Raw genomic sequence first — 14,052 nt, forward strand, 5'->3', positions numbered from 1 at the left:
ATCTTAACCAAAGTTCGTCTGGCATATTGCTGCTATGGTGTAGTTCCGCGGAGAGTATAAACTCCCGGACGGAGCCGGGAGTTTAGTATAATTATTTGCTGATCAGTTCTGCGAAGTACTTAACTGTACGAACCAGCTGAGATACGTAGCTCATTTCGTTATCGTACCAGGAAACGGTTTTCACCATTTGCAGATCACCGGCAGAAACTACTTTTGTCTGTGTAGCGTCGAACAGTGAGCCGAAGTGCATACCGATAACATCGGAGCTTACAATTTCATCTTCAGTGTAGCCGAAAGACTCGTTGGAAGCGGCTTTCATTGCTGCATTGATTTCCTCAACGGTTACTTTTTTATTGAGTACGGTGTTCAGTTCAGTCAGTGAACCAGTGATGGTTGGTACACGCTGAGCGCCACCGTCCAGTTTACCTTTCAGTTCAGGGAGTACCAGGCCGATTGCTTTAGCGGCGCCGGTGCTGTTAGGAACGATGTTGGCAGCAGCAGCACGAGCGCGACGCAGATCACCTTTTGCATGAGGTGCATCCAGTGTGTTCTGGTCGTTAGTGTAAGCGTGTACAGTTGTCATCAGACCTGCAGCGATGCCGAATTTATCGTTGAGCACCTGAGCCATTGGAGCCAGGCAGTTGGTCGTGCAGGAAGCGCAGGAGATGATCGTTTCGCTGCCATCCAATATTTCATGGTTAACGTTGAAAACGATAGTTTTGAGATCGCCTGTAGCGGGAGCGGAGATTACTACTCTTTTGGCGCCTGCTTTAATGTGAGCTTCAGCTTTATCTTTGTCAGCAAAGAAGCCGGTGCTCTCGATTACCACATCAATACCGTGTTCTTTCCAGGGAATCTGAGACGGATCTTTCTGTGCATATATCTTCACATCTTCACCGTTCACGTTGATTGCGTTTTCAGAATGTTTAACATCTGCATCAAACCTACCCTGCGCTGAATCATATTTCAGCAAATGCGCCAGCACTTTCGGACTGGTGAGGTCATTGATAGCTACCACATCAATGCCGGGCATTTTGTAAATCTGGCGGTATACCAAACGGCCAATACGACCGAAACCATTAATACCAATTTTGAGAGTAGTTCCCATTTTACATCGTGATTTGAGTATGAAAAAATCGAAGGCGAATTTACAATCAATACCTAGTAAAGTCAATATAAATTTAGGTTATCGAAATTTTTTTTGGAAATATCGAAAAAGAACATACTTTTGCAATCCCAAAACGATATATGCCGCGTTGGTCAAGGGGTTAAGACGCCTCCCTTTCACGGAGGAATCACGGGTTCGATTCCCGTACGTGGTACGAAGAAAAGCCTGATAATCACTATCAGGCTTTTTTATTTGGTACCCCGGCTGGAGGCCCTTATTTGCTCCGTTTTCCACTAATGTGGAAGTTTATCCCTAAACCTGCCATATACCCAAGTGCCTGCGAGAGCACTGAGCAACACAACCATCACCACCGTAGCGCCCATCCCTACCTGGGCGAACAACGGACCCGGGCATGCTCCGGTAAGGCCCCAGCCCAGGCCGAATATCAATCCGCCGTAGATCTGCCCCTTGTTGAATTTTTTGGGTCTGAAAGTAATTGGTTCACCATATATGGTTTTTATGTTAAACTTCCTGATCAGCCTAAACATATCAACTTAATATAAACTTTTAAGTATAAAAACGATGCAGAAATCACCTAGTACTGGAATGTAAATATGCATTTAGCTATCTTTTTCTTGGAGAAGTAAAAGAAAAAAATTAATATTTCGGGCTTTCTAGGTATTGACGTTTAATTCCAATTTCAAATACTAGTTTTGAGTTTAGTAAAATTTCATCACCGTCTTTGAAATGGTTTAATGCCTTATAAAACTCAATAATATAAAATGAACCATTGTCTGTGGGGAAAACATACGTTTCACTATATTCAGTCCTGAACCCTGGAGCATAAGGATAAGGCATATACTCGAGTGTATTAGAATTATTTGGTAGGGGCGTTAGAGTTTGTAGAATTGGCTCTAACTTTTTTTAATTGGTCAATGACACCAGAATGAATAATGCGACCTTCAATGTCTTTCATTCGTCTTTCTCTATCATCAAAGGCTGTTCTTACCTTTGTATTAAAGGACTTATCAACAACTGAAACTTTTTTATTTATAATCTTTTTCATACCCTTTAAAGGTGGCGATTTTTAGTTAATTGACAATAGGCCTGATTGACAGATTTAAGGTCCTTAAAATAATGAATTGCGATTAGCTCCGGTATATATTTTAGTTAATTTCATGTTTATAAATGAGTAGATGAGTGATTTTTACCTTTTTTGACAAGGTATATAGCTTGATAGTAGTAATTATCTACTCCTTTTTTTGCTAATGAAGAAGTTAATCCCCTAAAAGTTTGCCAAATATCCAAGGTGAAAGCAATGACACTGAATAACACAACAATCACCACCGTAACCCCATCCCTATTGAGGGTGAACAATGGACTTCCCCTTCAAATACATCAGATTTAGTTCGAATGTCAAGTTTAAGAACTTTTCCCCGCGAGCGTCACTGCAACATCATAGACTTCCTTAGGAACGACCATTATTCACAGATAAGAAACATTTTTTTTCATAGTACCTATTCCCTATATGGCGATCATTAGACCCTTCATGGTGCCGGAATTATGGTGATAAATGGTGTTGCGTACTATGATTTTCATGTAATTGATTTTTTCAGTGATTTTCGAGAAAACGCAGATTAGTCATTTTATTAAAACATAGAAACTATTAATAGATTATTTTTTATAAGTATTTATATTCTTATTCAGAATAATTGCTTATTACAAGTATCCGATTCTGTTCATTTTATTCATTAGCTCCCCCTTGTTCATTTTATTCATTAGTGAGCCGGTAAAGCAGTTCAGCCGGTTATTATCCTACATTTAAGTTGATGTGACCAAGCAACGACCGAAATATCCTTATGCGATTCCTACTGTGTAACCCAACATATCCCTTCATAAAAAAGCGCCGCTTACCAAGCGGGCCTCACGGGAGTTGCACACAGATATTGTTCTTCTTTTTTGTATTGTTTTTTCCTTTTTATATCCAGGCGCAGACAGGATGCCCTCAGCCACAAATCCGTGTGTATGCTACACAACAACGGTGGGATGGGTTTCTGGGCAGTGTTGCAGATGAAAAGAACGCTGCTGACGCCAACCCCGCAACTGCTTCGACGTTTAATTTACTGGGGTTGCTTGGCCTGGGAAGTGTCAGGCAGTACCTCAGCTTCAGTGCTCCAGTGCCTGCCGGCACCACCATGTTTGTAAAGCTGACTTACCCTTCCAGCCTGTTTGGTGTTGGCAACACGGTGAAGGTGCAGCCTTTTGTGCGTAAGAATGGTACGGAAACCGCAACAGGGCCTGCCATTACAGTGGGTAACCTGATATCGCTGCTGAACGGGGCCGGAGATCTGGAAGTCAGCGTGGTTGCCAGAGATGCTTCTAATAATCCGGTAGCCTGTGATGGCGTATGGATAGATTTCAACAGCACGCTTGGTCTTGCGTTGAAAATGCAGGTCTATGACGCTTATTATTTAAAGGACGCTACTCCTCCCACCGGATGTAATGTGCCCGTTGATGTATTTTCAGGTGTGAGGGCTGGCGCTTTGGCACTGGCTAACGCGTTGGGTTGGGTAACAGATCCGTGGAAAGCTATAGACAATGACTCTGATACCAGTACTTATGCACAACTTAACACAGGTGCCCAGATATTGAGTGAAGTGTTTGAGACCATTCTTTTCAATACAGCATCGCGGCCCGGCGATTCACTGTACATCGTGATGCAGAACTCTGTGGGTGGATTGCTGAATCTCGGGTTGCTCTCCGGATTCCAGGTGCAGCCATATCTGGGGACAGTAGCGGCTGGTCCTCCTATTACCACTCAGTCGTCAGTGCTCAACCTGCGTTTACTCAGCGGGCCTGGTAACAAATACGTGTTGGTTGTACGCATTCCTGCTTCATTTGACCGCGTTGATTTCCAGATGGGCGGACTTGTGGATGCCCTTTCATCACTACGCATTTATGATGTAAGTGTGAAAGGCCCGCGTCCCAAGCCGGTACTCACGATCAACGGGCTTACCGGCACCGGCCCCATCTGCATCAATGACGCCGGGAAATTAAAACTCTCGCTGACACCTGATCCTTGTACTGTATACAAGTGGTACGATGCAGATAAGACAACACTGCTGGCTACCGGATCTTCTTTCAGTCCTGTGATCACAAAAGAAGGGACATATACCTGGTATGTAGAAGCTGTGCGCAACAGCTGCAACGGGGATGTCAGGAATCGTGTGCCCGTTACCGTTATTGTGCTGCCCAAACCCGGAATACCCCTACTCACTATTCAACTAAACCCTTGATATATGAAAATAACCACTTCTGCTATGTACCAAAATGCTGTAAATGCGCCTGAAAGAAAGGTGCTCCTGCCTATTATTATTAAATGGATACTGGCGTTGCTATGTATATGCTTCACCATGTATGTAAACGCCCAGACCACGCCGGTGAAGACACCCGCAGATCTTTCCAATGCAAATGACCCAACGAAAGGAACGTCTACCAATGATGGCTCTGCACTGTTCTGTGCAAAAGCTGCCAGCTTCACGCTTTCAGCCAGCAAAACCGATCCCGCCAATGCTGCTATTGCCTATAAAAAATGGGAATGGAAGGAAGTGGATCCGAGTGGTAGTCCTGCGGCCCTTGATGCAACAGCCGCCGCCGCCGCTGAAAAGCTGACTGTGACCAATGCCGTGCCCGGGTGGCACACCTACGTGGTGACAGCTTCTGCAGGAGATGCGGCGTGTCCGGCTGACCCTGTATACTTCACTGTATTTGTATTGCCTGACTTAAAGGCGAAGGCCAGCATTGACGCTACTGTGCCAAGTCTTACCTATTGCGCTGCCAATGGTGCGCCTACAGATCCGGCGAAGGCCATCATTATGAAAGGCGCTGTGGAATTTGACGGGACACTGAGAAGCATAGCAGGTCTGCCCACACTTGCTGTATCGGACTTTGAGTTTAAATATACCTGGTACAGAATAGATCAGAGCAACAACCGCAGTAGTGTATACACTGGCACCACCGCGAATTATACTGATACTGATCCTGCGAACACCAGTGCTACTACAGAACAGAAATATTCATATGAACTGGAAGTAGTGTATTCCGTAGTGCCCAAGAAAGGCGCCTGTGATGCTGTGAAGGCCGGCGTTACTTACAACAGCAGCCCGGCTGTTATCACTGTTACACCTAAACCTGGAAAACCAACTATTACCATTCAGTAAAACAGTTGCATCAGGTAATATGCTGAAGAGAATATTCATATTCATGATATGCCTGTGCTTGCGGAAGGCGGTTGTCGTTGCGCAGGTCAGGTATATCATGCAGGGGCAGCAGGTGAAACTTGTTGCCAGCCCGGCCAATGCCCCGCGGTATCAGTGGTACCGCGACGGACAGCCATTGCCAGGTGCTGCTGTATATGAATATCTCACCGGTGTGCCGGGAATATACAAGGTGGAGGTATATAACCAGGAAGGGTGTGTATCTGAATTGTCTGATCCTGTGACCCTGGCTTTAATAGCTGGTGATGCGGAAGCGGATATGCAGATCCGCAAAACGGCTGACAATAAACCAATGCTGGTCAACAATACGCTGAACTATTACCTGACCGTTACTAACAATGGTCCTTCTATCGCCACCGGGGTTACCATTACGGATAAGCTGCCGTCTAAAATGAAGATGGAACAGCTGGGCATCCCTTCTTCCGGCAATACTTATTATAACGTTAACGATCATACGATTTTGTGGAAGATTGACGAGTTGCAGGCGCGTATGACCGCGACGCTCACCATCAGCGTGAAAGCATCTGAAACAGGCCCGGTGATAAATACCGCGCAGGTATCTGCCAATGAGAAAGATAATAATCTTCAGAACAACCAGCGCTCACACCGGCTGGAAGTATTGTCGCTGCACATTCCCAACGCCTTCACACCAAATGGCGATGGAACGAATGATGTATTTGTGATTACCGGTCTTGAGCGTTACGGGCAGAATGAGCTGACAATATTGAACCGCTGGGGCAATCATGTATTTGAGCAAAAGAGCTATTCGCAGAACTGGGACGGCAAAGGACTTAATGACGGCACTTACTTTTACCTGCTGCGCGTAATGGATAGAAATGGCCAGTGGCTTGAATTTAAAGGATATATCACTTTACTGCGTCCATAATGATGTGTCATGAACAAGCAAATTTTTATACTACTGGGTTGCCTGTTTTGTCTGTTACAGAATGTACAGGCGCAACAGGATGCACAGTTTTCACAGTATATTTTCAACGGTATCTATATCAATCCCGCGTATGCCGGTTACCGGCAGGAGTGGAATGCGCATGCCTTTTACAGGAACCAATGGGTAGGTGTGCCTGGCGCACCCCAGACGATGTCGCTGGCCGTGGATGGCAGCCTGAATGATGACAGGGTAGGGGTTGCCCTGCAGGTTTCCCACGATAGAATAGGTGCTCAGAGCCAGTTTGCAGCATATGGTAATTATGCTTACCGGATTCCGCTGGGAGGAGAAACGGGGCGGCTTGCTTTTGGGATAGGCGTTGGCGTTATACAGCTGGGGTTGAATACCGATCGTCTTGATTTCACCAATCCCAATGAGCCTAATCTCAGTGGGGCGCAGCAGCACGCGCTACTGTTTGATATGCGGGCGGGCGTTTATTATTCTACAGAAAATTATTTTATAGGCTTTTCTGTCGATAATATTACGGCCCAGTACCAGGCGAAGAATAAGCCATTGACCCACTTTATACCTGTACCGAGGCCACATTATTATCTTACCGGCGGCGCTATGTTGCGTTTGAGCGAAGATGTATATCTCAAGCCCACCTTTTTATTAAAGGATGATATGGGCGGGCCTACCAATATTGACCTGAATGCATTTGTGCTGTTGAAAGAGCTGTTGTGGATTGGAGCCGGTTACCGTACTGCCGTTTCTCTTTATAACAAACCTGATCTTCAGCCGGGATTGCGTAAATCCAGTGCCTTGATTGGTATGGCTGAGTTTTTTGTATTGCCTGAGCTGCGGGTAGGGTATGCCTATGATTATGCACTCAATGGCTACCGTTCCTATAACAACGGTACGCATGAAATTTCTGTGGGCTATTACTTCGGGAGGCCGAACGATAAGAAGCGGGTATCCCTGAGGCAGGTGCGGTGTGCTTATTTTTAACTGCCTGTTTTGTAGGGGGAAATCCTTACTTTTAGTATCAGCAGTTTTCGTGTATACAATGAAACATAAAAAGGCCGTCGGCATTATTCTTCATCTTCATCCTTTGCAGCGCGTGCTGGTGAGCCTGGGGCTTACTTTGGCCGTATTCCTTTGTTTGCTGGCCTCCGGTGTTACTTTCAGTCTGCTGGTATACTATATGTTGCTATGGGATGTATTTGCCCTTTCCTATATTGTTACGGGATGGATGGTGTTTTTTAAACGGACCGTGACAGAGATCAGGGAATGGGCGAGAATAGATGATGGTAGCAGGATTTATGTATCAGCTATTGTTTTATTATCGTCTTTTGTCAGCCTGGTGATGGTGTTGCAATTGTTGTTATCTAATGAGCGTATCACCAACATGTATCTGACGGTAGCTATTGCGGGCATATTGTTATCCTGGGCGATGGTGCATACCACTTTCTGCTTTCACTACGCCAACCTGTATTATGATGATGATAAAATAGACAACACCCGTCATGCTGCCGGGCTGGAATTCCCGAAGGAAAAGTGGCCGGATTACCTGGATTTCGCTTATTTTTCATTTGTGATAGGGATGACCTTTCAGGTGTCTGATGTGCAGATTGATTCGCGCCTGATCCGGCGTACCGCCCTTGTTCATGGGCTGATATCGTTCGTACTCAACACCTTTGTAGTGGCGTTAACTATTAATCTGATAGCGTCGTTGAGGAAATAAAGTTTTCAGGTTAAATATTTTTTTAAATACTTTCTGAAAAAATTTTGTGATGTAAATCATTTTGTTATCTTTGCAATCCCAATCGAAAATGCCGCGTTGGTCAAGGGGTTAAGACGCCTCCCTTTCACGGAGGAATCACGGGTTCGATTCCCGTACGTGGTACAAGAAGAAACAAAAAAGCTCATGAATATTCATGGGCTTTTTTATTTTTGATATCCCTCACAATGCTGTTACAGGCAGGTACCGATTATCCACATATATTAGCAGCACTAAGGCAGATTTAGTATTTTTATCCAGTATCGGAATTTATAGACCGCAATGACCCAAAAATATGTCAGGGCAAATAGCGCAATGGGAGGTGTAGCCAGGTATATCGCCTGCCTTCTTTGTGTATTGCTGTGTATTACCACCACAGCGCAGCAACAGGGCAACGTTTCTCTGAACTTCCGGCACCTGGATATTAGCAACGGTCTGGCCAGCAATCACGTATCTGCTATTATGCAGGATCGCCACGGTTTTATCTGGATCGCCAGCACGGCCCTTCAGCGGTACGATGGTACTAACTTCATTACCGTTGCCAGCTTCGAACGTGTGCCAGGCTCTATCTATTACGACAACATCTGCCTGTGTGAAGACAAGCGTGGACGTATCTGGATGGGCTCCCCGGAAAATATTCGTGTATACGATCCCGTTACCTCGCGCCTCCGTAGTCTGAAAACGGACAGGAACCGCTACCTCGCTGACGGGGTACAGTGCAGCAACATCATCGAAGATCATAAAGGTGTTATCTGGGCTACTACACGTAGTGGCCTGATGTACTATGATGAAAAAGACTCCACCTTCAAGCGCGCGGATATTATACCGGAAACGGATCGTATCCAGATGAAAGACGCTATCATGGAAGATGAAGAGGGCTCACTCTGGATAAGTGGCGCAGCGCATCTTTACATCCTCGACAGTTCCCGCAGGGAATTATATACGCCCAAATATAATCCACAACAGCTGCCTGTTTTTGATATCGATAACAGCTTTAAAAGGATCTATACTGATCCGCAGCACCGTATATGGCTGGCAGGACGTGAAGGGAAACTGTATTGCTACGACCCGCGCAAACGCACGGCTCCTGAGGTGTATCATTTCACTGCGATGCAGGCGCGGCAAGGGAAAATACATAACGAAGAATGGGACGCCGTCTTTGATGTGATAGCCGATCACGACAAAAATTTATGGGTAGCCACTGAGAAGGGTGGGGTTTTCCGGTTCAACGACAGCCTGCATAGCTTTGATATTAATATTACCGGTGATAATGTAGATGTACGTGGTTTTCACTACGACTATGAGGCCAACTGCTTTCTCAGCGACCGCGAAGGCCATCTCTGGATAGGCACAGACCGTGGTGTGAATATCCTCAGCCTTCATAGCAGGAATTTTCAGCTACTGGATCGCAGAGCCGATTTCCCGGGTACCCCGCAGCGGTTACCGGACGGTGAAGTGACAGGCATCTTCCAGGCAGCTAACGGCGACGTATATGTGGGATACTGGGGCAAAGGCTTCAGCCGTTTGTCCCCGAAGCTGGAACTGTATCATAACTATGTGCACACTCCCGGCAATACTATAACCGGCATCCCTGAAGAGCGGGGACTGGTATGGAGTTTCGCGGAGCTTAGAGACGGAACGATTCTGGTTGGTCAGGAAAACGGATATTTATCATTGCTCAATCCATCTACCGGAAAATTTATCAAACATCTTTCATCGCCTTTCTTCTATCAGCAAACACTATTACACGTACTTCCCCAGCATGATACTACCGTATGGATAGGGCTATACAAAAGAGGACTGGCGCGTTGGAATCCGAAGAATGATTCTATCACTTACTATAGTCAACTGCTGGATTCTGTAAAACGTCCCGTATCAGTGATGCAGGTAGTGCCGGAAAATGATTCGCTGCTGTGGCTGGCAACCGCCAGTGCAGGGCTTATCAGCTTCAATGTAAAAACCAGTAAGATAGCATCCATCCATACTTTAAAATGGGGTGTACACAATTATGTCAATGTAACCACTCTGCTGCAATACAGTGACAGCCTGCTGCTGGCTGGTACTGAACACGGATTGTGGATGTTCAATACCGGAAGCCGTACGTATCGTCCTTTGATGGTCAATAATCAGTTGTTTGACGAATGGGTGCTGCATATTCGGAAGGATAAAACCGGTAAGGTATGGTTCACTTCACAGACAGGGTTTTACCGGCTTTCTTTGCCGGGAGAAACATTAGAGACTTTTATCGAGGGGGATGATATTATCAATAACAACAGGAAGGTGCGTCGCCGCATTGTGCAGTTAAAAGATGGCAGAATGTTGGTAGGCGGCTCCGATTACTTTGTAACCTTTGATCCTTCAAGTCTGCGGGTAGCGCCGCCTCCACCGGATGTTACCATCGTGAGCATGAAGGCGATGGACAGCACTATCCTCATTGGCGATGCATTGCGCAATAACAGTCCGGTTGAGCTGACCTACCGCCAGAACTTTATCAGTATTGAATTCAGAAGCCTGCAGTATCATCAGCAAAAACTCCGGTACTACTATCAGCTAAGCGGCGTGGATGAAAACTGGGTAAGCGCGGATAATATACTGGTGGCTAAATACACAGGTCTGGAACCAGGACTGTATACCTTCCGGGTGAGAGCGGTGAATGCAGCCGGTACATTCTCTGAACATATCAGTTCGTTACGGATCTTTATCAGGCCTGCATTCTGGCAGACGCCCTGGTTCAAAATACTAGTGCTGCTGATTGTTGCAGCATTTGTATACCTATATATCAAACTGCGCATAGCAGGTGTAAAAAGAGAAGCGAAGAAACGCGCGGCTATACAACAGCAGATGGCGCAGCTGGAAATGAAGGCACTGCGTGCACAGATGAACCCGCATTTCATTTTCAATGCGCTCAATTCCATCCAGACATTCATGATGAAAAGCGAAACAGAGCAGGCCTTGTCTTATCTGAGCCGTTTCGCCAGGTTGATACGTAATGTACTGGACAATTCCCAGCTCAATCACATCCCCATCTCCAAGGAAGTAAATATGCTCACCAATTATATGGAGCTGGAAAAACTGCGCTTTACAGATCAGTTTGAATACTTTATCCATATTGATCCTGAGCTGGATGCTGACCTGGTGGAAATACCCACCATGATCATGCAACCGTTCATTGAGAATGCCATCTGGCATGGATTGCTGCACCTCAAAACAAAAGGGCGCCTGATCATTTCTTTCCGAAAGGAGAATGACCGTGTATTATGTACTATTGAAGATAATGGCATGGGCCGCGAGTATTCTCTTGCACTGAAAAATGCCAACCGGCCGGAATATGATTCCAAAGGGCTACAGATTACACGCGACAGGTTACAGCTGTATAATAACAGGTATAAAGTAGATGCGGGATTTAATATTGAAGATTTGATCAACGAGGTGGGAGAACCGGTAGGAACGAGGATTAATCTCTGGTTTCCGTTGGTGGAGGAGTAAAGACGTCGGGGTTTAACTTTTAGCCGTTAGAAGCTAACGGCTAAAAGCTAAGCGCTAAGTGTTATTTCAAACCTATTTCATAATGTCTTTCCGGGATTTCAATATCCAGAAATCCTTTCTTAAGCAGCCAGTTTTTGAAGATGGTCTGTACTTCGTATTCACCGTGTACCAGGAATAATTTCTTGATTTCTTTCGGCTCCTGGCAGGCAAGCCACTGGCTGAGATCTTCGTAATCGCCATGTGCACTCATAGAGCGGATAACGCCTACTTCGGCTTTCACTTCGAAGCGGGTACCATAGATAGATACTTCTTTGGCGCCGCGCATGAGGCGTCCGCCGAGAGATTGGGGCTCGCAATAGCCTACTATCAGGATGGTATTCTGCGGTTCGTCGATATTATTGGCGATGTGGTGTTTTACACGGCCGGCTTCCGCCATGCCTGATGCGGATATAATTACACAAGGTTCTTTGCGGTAGTTCAGTCCTTTAGATTCATCCACTGATTTTACGTAGCGGAGTCCGGGGAAATCAAATGGGTCGTCGTCTCTTTTCAGCAGATCGGAAACTTCTTTGTTGAACACTTCCGGATGGGCTTTGGTAACGGCGGTGGCTTCGGTGGAGAGCGGGCTGTCTACAAAGATGTCCACTTTGGGAAGTGTGCCGTTCAGTTGTGCTTTATTGAGTGCATAGAGCAGTTCTTGTGTGCGGCCTACGCTGAAAGCAGGAATAATGAGTTTTCCTCTTTTCTCCACACATGTTTCCCGGATGTAGCGTAGCAGCTCATCATCGGCGGGAGCAGCGTCGGCATGCAGTGTGCTGCCGTAGGTGGATTCTATCAGCACATAATCTGCCTGGGAGAAAGTAGCAGGTGATTTGAGGATGGCATCATTATACCGTCCTATGTCGCCGCTGAAGGAGATCTGTTCTGTTTTTCCGTTCTCGGTGATGCGCAGGTGTACAGACGCCGCGCCTACAATATGTCCTGCGTCGGTGAACATCAACTGGATATCCGGATCAATATTATTCCAGGTATTATAATTCATGGGTTTCAGGAAGCGGATAGCTTTTTTGGCATCATCGATGGTATACAGTGGCTGGATGTAAGGCTTTCCTTCCTGTGCTCTTTTTTTGTTGGAGAACTTCACATCATCTTCCTGTATTTCGGCAGAGTCGAGCAGCAGTATCTCTGTCATATCGCGTGTGGCGGGGGTACAGAAGATGTCGCCGCCATAGCCCATTTTAATCAGGCGGGGTATCAGTCCGGAGTGATCGATGTGTGCGTGCGACAGCACCATGTAAGTGATCTCCTGTGGATCGAATCCGAAATCACGGTTCATCTCATCTGTTTCGGGGCCCATACCCTGGAACATTCCGCAGTCCAATAATACCTTTTTCCCGTTTTTTAATGTAATGAGGTGCTTGGAACCCGTAACAGTACGGGCAGCGCCGTGAAATGCTATTTTCATATGTCTGTTTTTGGGTGAATGATCACCATTTTTACGATTTGCCTTTAAATGACCAGGTGAAGGCGAAAGAGGCAATTAATGTGCCTTCTTTATCACGGCCTTCGCTGCGGACCACTATCGTTACCGGCTCCTCCTGGTTCACGGCCTTTTCTATGGCGGATTTGAGCGCCGGAAGGTCTGAGCAGGTGAAGAAGGTACGGCCAGTGGCCTTTTTCACAAAGGTGCCTTCCATGTTAGTAACGAGCATGGATACACGCTTTGATGCGCTGCGTAAGTACATCATGGATGGCAGGCCGGTACTTAACTCGGCCGCCATGGACAGACAGGCGAAATAGGTAGAACGGAAAGGATTCTGGGATAGCCACTTGTAGGGTACCGATGTTACGCAACTTTCATCATCGAGTGATCGCAGTCTTACTCCTGCAAGCCACGCTGCCGGTAATTTCCAGACCATGAAGGCCCCAAACTTAAACGGTTGCCGCGCAAACTTCATAAAAGATTTCACCGTATCCATATTAATAGTGGTTATCCCGTTATTCATGACAATTTATTCGTTAACATAATGGGAGGGTAACAATGCAGTGGGAGACCATTGTTTCAGGAACTCCGCTACCTTTTTCTGATCGTAGGAATCAGCTGATTCCAGCAGACCGGTGTTCTGTGTGTGCAAGCGGTTGCCTTTTGCATCCAGTACCACCAGCACGGGGAAGCCGAAGCGCTGTGGGTATCCCAGCTCTTTCAGAATGGGAAGATTTTTATTCTCTTTACTGTAGTTGAGATGATACACCACATAGTTCTTGTTCACCGCTTCTTTCAGTGCGGGATCATCTTCCACGAATTTATAAAAGCGTTTACACCATATACACCAGTTGCCGCCTATTTGCAGCAACACATGCTTTTTCTCGGCGGCGGCTTTCTGCCGGGCAGCAGCCAGATCTGCTTTTGCGTTGGCAGTGGGCGAATAAATGTGTTCCAGGTCATGCGTCTGCGCACATGCAGACGGGATAACAAACCCAATACTCAACAATAACATCCATACATACTTCTTCATAA

General features: G+C 46.1%; 12 protein-coding genes and 2 tRNA genes. 8 read left to right on the forward strand and 6 right to left on the reverse strand.

Features of this window, described 5'->3' with window-relative positions; translation table 11 throughout:
* Nucleotides 1-91 precede the first annotated feature (91 nt).
* Nucleotides 92-1,108: a type I glyceraldehyde-3-phosphate dehydrogenase gene (gap, locus tag VM802_RS19235; protein WP_325533531.1), complete on the reverse strand. Its 1,017-nt coding sequence runs from the start codon at nucleotides 1,106-1,108 to the stop codon at nucleotides 92-94.
* A 142-nt stretch (nucleotides 1,109-1,250) separates the two neighbouring features.
* On the opposite strand from gap, the gene VM802_RS19240 reads away from it, so the two are divergent.
* Nucleotides 1,251-1,322, forward strand: a tRNA-Glu gene (locus tag VM802_RS19240).
* 79 nt (nucleotides 1,323-1,401) lie between these two features.
* On the opposite strand, the gene VM802_RS19245 is transcribed toward VM802_RS19240, so the two are convergent.
* Both VM802_RS19245 and VM802_RS19250 read right to left on the reverse strand, forming a co-directional pair.
* Nucleotides 1,402-1,656, reverse strand: coding sequence for a DUF6691 family protein (locus VM802_RS19245; RefSeq protein WP_325533533.1), 255 nt, complete (start codon nucleotides 1,654-1,656; stop codon nucleotides 1,402-1,404).
* 329 nt (nucleotides 1,657-1,985) lie between these two features.
* On the reverse strand, nucleotides 1,986-2,174 hold the full coding sequence (locus VM802_RS19250; RefSeq protein ID WP_325533535.1) for a hypothetical protein: 189 nt from the start codon (nucleotides 2,172-2,174) through the stop codon (nucleotides 1,986-1,988).
* Nucleotides 2,175-2,967: 793 nt separating this feature from the next.
* On the opposite strand from VM802_RS19250, the gene VM802_RS19255 reads away from it, so the two are divergent.
* From VM802_RS19255 to VM802_RS19285, 7 genes are all read left to right on the forward strand, one after another.
* Complete coding sequence (locus VM802_RS19255; protein WP_325533537.1) at nucleotides 2,968-4,404, forward strand: immunoglobulin domain-containing protein; 1,437 nt, start codon at nucleotides 2,968-2,970, stop codon at nucleotides 4,402-4,404.
* Nucleotides 4,405-4,407: 3 nt separating this feature from the next.
* Nucleotides 4,408-5,328 (forward strand): hypothetical protein, encoded by a 921-nt coding sequence (locus VM802_RS19260; protein WP_325533539.1) that lies wholly within the window; start codon nucleotides 4,408-4,410, stop codon nucleotides 5,326-5,328.
* A gap of 19 nt (nucleotides 5,329-5,347) precedes the next feature.
* A complete protein-coding gene (locus VM802_RS19265) occupies nucleotides 5,348-6,271 on the forward strand; it encodes a T9SS type B sorting domain-containing protein (RefSeq protein ID WP_325533541.1) in 924 nt (307 codons plus the stop codon).
* 9 nt (nucleotides 6,272-6,280) lie between these two features.
* Nucleotides 6,281-7,276 (forward strand): PorP/SprF family type IX secretion system membrane protein, encoded by a 996-nt coding sequence (locus VM802_RS19270; protein ID WP_325533543.1) that lies wholly within the window; start codon nucleotides 6,281-6,283, stop codon nucleotides 7,274-7,276.
* Nucleotides 7,277-7,334: 58 nt separating this feature from the next.
* Nucleotides 7,335-8,012 carry a DUF1345 domain-containing protein gene (locus tag VM802_RS19275; RefSeq protein WP_325533545.1) on the forward strand — a complete coding sequence of 226 codons (678 nt, stop codon included), beginning with the start codon at nucleotides 7,335-7,337 and terminating at the stop codon, nucleotides 8,010-8,012.
* Between the two features lie 90 nt (nucleotides 8,013-8,102).
* Nucleotides 8,103-8,174, forward strand: a tRNA-Glu gene (locus VM802_RS19280).
* Between the two features lie 156 nt (nucleotides 8,175-8,330).
* On the forward strand, nucleotides 8,331-11,534 hold the full coding sequence (locus tag VM802_RS19285) for a ligand-binding sensor domain-containing protein (RefSeq protein ID WP_325533547.1): 3,204 nt from the start codon (nucleotides 8,331-8,333) through the stop codon (nucleotides 11,532-11,534).
* Between the two features lie 61 nt (nucleotides 11,535-11,595).
* Here VM802_RS19285 and VM802_RS19290 read toward each other — a convergent pair whose 3' ends face one another.
* From VM802_RS19290 to VM802_RS19300, 3 genes are read right to left on the reverse strand one after another with little or no spacing between them, the layout of a single operon-like run.
* Nucleotides 11,596-12,999: an MBL fold metallo-hydrolase RNA specificity domain-containing protein gene (locus tag VM802_RS19290; protein WP_325533549.1), complete on the reverse strand. Its 1,404-nt coding sequence runs from the start codon at nucleotides 12,997-12,999 to the stop codon at nucleotides 11,596-11,598.
* A gap of 31 nt (nucleotides 13,000-13,030) precedes the next feature.
* Complete coding sequence (locus VM802_RS19295; protein WP_325533550.1) at nucleotides 13,031-13,540, reverse strand: DUF4442 domain-containing protein; 510 nt, start codon at nucleotides 13,538-13,540, stop codon at nucleotides 13,031-13,033.
* A 6-nt stretch (nucleotides 13,541-13,546) separates the two neighbouring features.
* Complete coding sequence (locus tag VM802_RS19300; RefSeq protein WP_325533552.1) at nucleotides 13,547-14,050, reverse strand: thioredoxin family protein; 504 nt, start codon at nucleotides 14,048-14,050, stop codon at nucleotides 13,547-13,549.
* Between the last annotated feature and the right edge of the window lie 2 nt (nucleotides 14,051-14,052).

The organism is Chitinophaga sp. (assembly GCF_035538455.1).
Classification (GTDB): Bacteria; Bacteroidota; Bacteroidia; order Chitinophagales; family Chitinophagaceae; genus Chitinophaga.